5 protein-coding genes and 1 pseudogene are annotated in these 6517 nt (G+C 40.1%); 2 read left to right on the top strand and 4 right to left on the bottom strand.

Annotated features, from left to right (window positions below):
- A pseudogene (locus EXS92_RS08200) lies at positions 1-78 on the bottom strand (restriction endonuclease subunit S); the annotation flags it as partial.
- Positions 71-1678, bottom strand: coding sequence for a type I restriction-modification system subunit M (locus EXS92_RS07450; protein ID WP_165516046.1), 1608 nt, complete (start codon positions 1676-1678; stop codon positions 71-73). The pseudogene EXS92_RS08200 and the gene EXS92_RS07450, both read right to left, overlap by 8 nt.
- Before the next feature lie 180 nt (positions 1679-1858).
- Here EXS92_RS07450 and EXS92_RS07445 point away from each other — a divergent pair, with 180 nt between their 5' ends.
- Complete coding sequence (locus tag EXS92_RS07445) at positions 1859-2542, top strand: phosphatase PAP2 family protein (RefSeq protein ID WP_165516045.1); 684 nt, start codon at positions 1859-1861, stop codon at positions 2540-2542.
- A gap of 243 nt (positions 2543-2785) precedes the next feature.
- Here the strand turns inward: EXS92_RS07445 and EXS92_RS07440 are convergent, their stop codons facing one another.
- The gene (locus EXS92_RS07440) at positions 2786-3730 is read right to left on the bottom strand and encodes a COG2958 family protein (protein ID WP_165516044.1); all 945 of its coding nucleotides are present in this window, start codon (positions 3728-3730) and stop codon (positions 2786-2788) included.
- Positions 3727-5328 carry an ABC-F family ATP-binding cassette domain-containing protein gene (locus tag EXS92_RS07435; RefSeq protein ID WP_165516043.1) on the bottom strand — a complete coding sequence of 534 codons (1602 nt, stop codon included), beginning with the start codon at positions 5326-5328 and terminating at the stop codon, positions 3727-3729. The genes EXS92_RS07440 and EXS92_RS07435 overlap by 4 nt, the downstream gene beginning before the upstream one ends.
- Before the next feature lie 197 nt (positions 5329-5525).
- Between EXS92_RS07435 and guaC the strand changes: the two genes are divergently transcribed.
- Entirely contained in the window at positions 5526-6503 is a 978-nt protein-coding gene (guaC, locus tag EXS92_RS07430; RefSeq protein ID WP_165516042.1) for a GMP reductase, read from the top strand.
- Positions 6504-6517: the final 14 nt, after the last annotated feature.

Genomic DNA, 6517 nt, shown 5'->3' with positions numbered 1-6517 from the left:
TTCAAAAACCTCTTCAAGCGTTTTAAACTCCACCCCCTTAGGCGCTAAGGTTTGGAGCAAGCGCTCTATTTTATGCATTTTGCCCCTCTTCTAACTCTTTGATGATACGATCAAGGCTGTTTCTTAAAGCGCTTTGTTTTTCTACGATTTGAGAAATCTCACCATTGAGCGCTTTAATGTCAATGATCTCTTTAGTGTCTTCTTGCTCCACATAGCGATTCACCGATAGGTTGCAATCGTTTTCTTTGATTTGCTCCATAGTGGCTAGGGCGGAAAAATGCTTGATGGTTTTCCTTTCAGTATAGGTTTGCAAAATCTTTTCTCGGTTGTGTTCTTTGAGCTTGTTTTTCTTGCCTTCTTTGACAAATTCCTTACTCGCATCAATAAAAAGCGTGGTGTCGTCTTGTTTGTTTTTCTTAAGCACTAAAATACAAGTAGCGATACTCGTTCCAAAAAAGAGGTTGTCTGGTAAAGCGATCACGCAGTCAATGAAATTATTTTTGACTAAATATTCTCTGATTTTGCTTTCAGCATTCCCCCTATAAAGCACCCCGGGAAATTCCACGATCGCAGCAGTGCCGCTATTGGATAAATAAGAAAGCATGTGCATGGTGAAAGCGAGATCGGCGGCGTTTTTGGGCGCTAACACACCGGCCGGGCTAAAGCGCTCATCATTGATTAAAAGGGGGTTGCTATCGCCTATCCATTTAGTGGAATAGGGAGGGTTGGAAACGATCGCATCAAAAGGCTCATCGTCTTCATGCTTTGGGTCTAAAAGCGTGTCTCCTAGCGCGATATGGAATTTAGAATAATTGATGTCATGCAAAAACATGTTGATACGGCAGAGGTTGTAAGTGGTCAAATTGATTTCTTGCCCAAAATACCCTTTTGAAACATTTTTATCGCTTAGCACTTTAGAAAATTGTAAGAGTAAGCTCCCGCTCCCACAGCATGGGTCATAAACTTTATTAATACTCTCTTGGTTGTGCAGGGCGATTTTAGCGAGCAGTTCGCTCACTTCTTGGGGGGTGAAAAATTCCCCTCCGCTTTTGCCGGCATTGCTCGCATACATCGCCATTAAATATTCATAAGCGTCGCCAAAAACATCAATCCCGCTTTTTAAATAATCGCCTAATTGCATGCCCCCTATGGCTTGAAGGATTTTAGTCAATTTTTCCACCCTAGTTTTATGAGAGCTCCCTAATTTATTGCTATTGACATCTAAATCCGCAAACAAGCCTTTGACGTTTTCTTCTGATGGAGTGCCTAGGCTGGATTTTTCTATTTCGTTAAAAATATTTTGTAGGGTTACATTGAGATCTTCGTTATTGGGTGCGTTTTTTAACACGTTACAAAATAAAGCGCTTGGCGGGATGAAAAAGCCTTTTTCTTCAATCAGGTGTTCTCTTGCGCGCTCAGCCTCTTCATCGCTTAATGAAGCGTAATCAAAACTCGGATCGCGCTTTCGCTCTTCTTTATTGATGTAATGAGTCATGTTTTCTGAAATGTAGCGGTAAAAAAGAATGCCTAAAACGTATTGCTTAAAATCCCAGCCATCCACTGAGCCTCTCAATTCATTAGCCACTTTCCAAATGGTGTTGTGCAATTCGTTGCGCTCTAATGAAGAAGATGCATGCTCGTTGTTTTTCTCATTCGCTTGAGTGTTTTTGTTTTCCATGATATAAGCCCCTTTTTTGTTTTTTTGATTGGCGGTTTTGTTTGGCGTTTTTAGCACACCCTTTAAAGGTTTCATTATATCAAAGAATATTATTTTTTTATTCCTTGCGTTTTGTGTGCGTTTGTGGGGTAAATAAGCTATAATCGCCTTTTTTAAAGTCATTTTTTAAAAGGGGTTTGAATGGTATTTGACAGAACGATAAGCGTGAGAGAAAAAAAAGCGGCTAAAACGCTTGGGATTATTGGGGTGATCTTTTTTATTTTGTTTGGCATTGTGATAAGCGGGGTGGCTTTGCGTCAAGAGTGGATCCAACAATTGGATTTGTTTTTTATAGATTTGATCCGTAACCCTGCCCCCATTCAAGGGAGTGCGTGGCTTTCTTTCGTGTTTTTTAGCACATGGTTTGCACAAAGCAAGCTCACCACTCCTATAGCCCTACTCATTGGCTTGTGGTTTGGGTTTCAAAAACGCATCGCCTTGGGGGTGTGGTTTTTCTTTAGCATCTTATTGGGTGAATTCACCTTAAAATCCCTTAAGCTTTTAGTGGCACGCCCACGGCCTGCAACCAATGGCGAATTGGTTTTCGCGCATGGCTTTAGTTTCCCCAGCGGGCATGCTTTGGCTTCAGCGCTTTTTTATGGCTCTTTGGCGTTGTTGTTATGCTATTCTAACGCCAACAATCGCACCAAAACTATTGGCGCTATTATCTTGCTTTTTTGGATTGTTTTAATGTCGTATGATAGGGTTTATTTAGGGGTGCATTACCCTAGCGATGTTTTAGGAGGGTTTTTATTAGGGATTGCTTGGTCGTGCTGCTCTTTAGCGCTTTATTTGGGGTTTTTGAAACGCCCTTATGATCAATAAAGGCTTTATTTAACCAAACACTGACAACTAAAATTTTTAGAATTCTATTTTTTGATAAAACTCATTCTCTTAAGGGGATAGGGGGTATTTTGCGATAATACCCCCTTAACCACCTTAAGAAACCCCCTAACCCCCAAGACCGCTTTTTCAATAAGCTATCGCTTGATTAAAATCAAGCTCTTTGCTATTTTTTACAAAAACGCTTGAAGCGTTTTTTAAAATCTCATTTTTTAAAAAGAAAGTTTATGAGTTAGGGTATAGCTCCTCTTTCTTTTTAACCTCATCAAATTCATCTTTATAGCGGTGTTGGTGGTTTGGGTCATAATCCACAACGCTCTTTAAAAAACCGCTGAATTTTGGATTTTTCTCGCTAAGCTCTTGAGCCATAGTGTAATCAATTTTTTCTTTGTATTTAGCGTTCAATAAAATAGCGCTTTTATCCTCATCAGTTCTTAAATCAATCACGCCAATCCCAAAACTCGCATGCAAACGCTTCAACAAATCCATGAGTTGGGGGTTATGCGTATCAATATGATGGCCCACTAAATACCCCTCATTAGCCCACGAGCTGTTAGAAATCGCTTGAAAATAACACTCCCTGCAATTATTCACGCTGATTTCTTTTTTCAATTCAAAGCTCACCAGTTTAACGGGTAAAGTGTCAAATTTCTTAGAAAAAGCGATTAAATTTTCATTAGACAATTCAGCATGCAAAAACCTAACCCCCACCATGTCTGGATAAAGCCACCTGTCCATGCCTTTTGGCGATTTTGAACTCTCTTCATGAAAAATGGTTTTCGTGTAGCATTTCAAATTTTCATTATGAAAAGCCATGTAAGTTAAAAAGGGGTGCAAATCCCTTTCATGCGCGATTTTATTATGCACGATTTTAACGCTTGGAGCGCTTGGCTTTTGAGTATTCAAAACCGGCTCATTCATCGCACTTTTTAAAGCGATTAAAGCTGGCTTTTCTTGCACCTTAAAAAAAGGCAGTTCTTCGCCCTTGTTTAAGGCTGTATAAATAGAAGCGCTAACGCTTCTATCTGGAGTATTGCCCCCATAATCAAACATGTTTGTAATCTCGCCTTTTTCAAAAAGCTCTTTGGCTTTATCATACACTTCAGTAGGGCTAATCGGCCCTGTGATCTCTAAAACGCTTTGAACGATTTCAACGTCTTGCGGTTTCATTTTTTGCTCGCTAAATACTCTTCATAACTGCCTTTAAAATCAATGATTGAAGCGCCTTTAGGGCTTGGGACTAATTCAATGATCCGGTTCGCATACGCATCAATGAGCTCTCTGTCATGGCTTATGCAAATCACTGCCCCATCAAATTTAAAGAGCGCTTCACCTAGTGCGATAATCGCTTCTAAATCTAGGTGGTTGGTTGGCTCATCTAAGACTAAAAAATTCCCCCCCTCTAACATGAGCTTGGATAAAACCATTCGGTGTTTTTCGCCTCCGCTTAAAGCGTTCACGCACTTTTCTTGCTCTTCGCCATTAAAAAGCATCCTCCCTAAAGCGTTTCTCACCTCGGCGCTTTCAATCTTTTTATTGAAATTAAAAAGCCATTGATACAAGGTTTCTTCGCCACTAATTTCTTCGCTCACGTTTTGAGGGAAATAGCCTTTTGAAACGGTCGCTCCCCATTTCACCACGCCCTTATCCGGCTTTAACTCTTCTACTAAAATTTTACAAAGCGTGGATTTACCCACGCCGTTTGGCCCTATGAGAGCGATCTTATCTTTAGGCATCACTTTCAAGCTCACTTGATTTAAAACAATTTGCCCATCATAACTTTTAGAGATGTTTTCGCACTCTAAAGCTTCATTACCAATGGTGCGTTTGGGTTTAAAAATAATGCTAGGATCCCTCCTACTAGATACCGCTAAACTTTGAATGTCTAATTTATCCAATTGTTTTTGGCGGCTTGTGGCTTGCTTGGCTTTAGAAGCGTTAGCGCTAAAACGAGCGATAAATTTTTCTAGCTCTTCTTTTTCTTTGAGTTTTTTATTGCGTTCGGCCTCTTGCTGTTTAGCGATCAAGGTAGAAGCGATATACCAATCGTCATAATTCCCGCTGAATTCGCGCACGCTGTGAAAATCCAAATCCAAAATATGCGTGCATACCGCATTTAAAAAATGCCTGTCATGGCTAATGACTACCATCGTGCCTTCATGGCGTTTGAGGTTGTTTTCTAGCCATTCAATGGCGTTTAAATCCAGGTTGTTCGTAGGCTCATCTAACAGCAAAATATCCGGTTTAGGGAATAAGACTTGAGCGAGAAGGATTTTAAATTTATCGCTGCTTGGCAAGGTTTTCATCAAATCGTTGTGCCTAGAGCTAGGAATGCCTAAATCTTCTAGGATTTTTTCAATCGCCACCTCGCATTCATACATGGGATCTTCTTCCACGCAAATGGTTTCTAACTCCCCTAATCTCGCATTCACTTTATCATCGCTCAAATCGCCTTCGGTGTATAAGCGCTCTTTTTCTTTGATAGCGTCATACAAACGCTTATTGCCTATCAAAACCGCATCTTTAAGGCTCAAATCTTCAAAAGCGTATTGATCCTGCCCTAAAACCCCCATTTTCATCCCACTTGTGATGATGACTTCCCCACTGCTACAATCAATACTCTTGCTTAAAATCTTTAAAAAAGTGGACTTCCCTGCCCCATTAGCCCCAATCAGCCCGTAGCGTTTGTTTTTATCCAGCTTGATATTCACGTTTTCAAACAATTTTTTAGTCGCATAGCGTTGCGTTAAGTTGATGGTTTGCAGCATCTTATGATTTCCTTATTTTTTGTGATTAGAGAAAGTTTATTGTAGCGTTTTCTTTACAATATTGTAACCCTTGCTTATTATGGTTATTCATAAGGCCTTTGACGCCCAAAATTTGATCGAGCCTGTATCATTTTCTCTTGATTTTTTATTCAAATTAAGGTAAAAATAATGTTTCAAAGCAAAAAAGGATCAAGTCATTGAAAGTATTTGATTACGAAGATGTCCAACTCATTCCTAATAAATGCATCGTGAATAGCCGTTCAGAGTGCGATACGACCGTTATTCTAGGCAAACACGCATTTAAAATGCCTATAGTCCCGGCCAACATGCAAACAATCATCAACGAATCGATCGCAGAATTTCTAGCAGAAAATGGCTATTTCTACATCATGCACCGCTTTAATGGATCGACAAGAATCCCGTTTGTCAAAAAAATGAAAAAACGCCAATGGATTAGTTCAATCAGTGTTGGGGTGAAAAAGGAAGAATATCTTTTTATAGAAGAATTAGCCAAACAAGGATTAGCACCAGACTATATCACAATCGATATTGCGCATGGCCATTCAAATTCTGTCATTGAAATGATCCAACACATCAAAACGCATTTGCCAGAAACTTTTGTGATTGCCGGGAATGTTGGCACGCCAGAAGCGGTCCGTGAATTAGAGAACGCTGGTGCTGACGCTACAAAAGTTGGCATCGGGCCTGGGAAGGTGTGTATCACTAAAATCAAAACAGGCTTTGGCACGGGTGGTTGGCAACTGGCAGCTCTTAGGTGGTGCGCCAAAGCAGCAAGAAAACCCATTATTGCAGATGGCGGCATTCGCGTGCATGGGGATATTGCAAAATCCATACGCTTTGGCGCGACAATGGTGATGATTGGCTCGCTTTTTGCAGGGCATGAAGAATCATCTGGAGAAACAAAAATAGAAAATGGTATCGCATACAAAGAATATTTCGGTTCGGCATCAGAGTTTCAAAAAGGTGAAAAGAAAAATATAGAAGGTAAGAAAATTTGGATCCAACATAAAGGATCACTAAAAGACACGCTGATTGAAATGCAACAAGATTTGCAATCTTCAATCTCCTATGCAGGTGGGAGAGATCTTGAAGCGATCCGGAAAGTGGATTATGTCATTGTGAAAAATTCAATTTTCAATGGGGACACGATCTAAAGAAATCCAAAATT

Source organism: Helicobacter pylori (assembly GCF_011175115.1).
Lineage (GTDB): Bacteria > Campylobacterota > Campylobacteria > Campylobacterales > Helicobacteraceae > Helicobacter > Helicobacter pylori_DF.
Note: the sequence above shows the minus strand (reverse complement) of the source record. Positions and strands in the feature narration are given on the sequence as shown.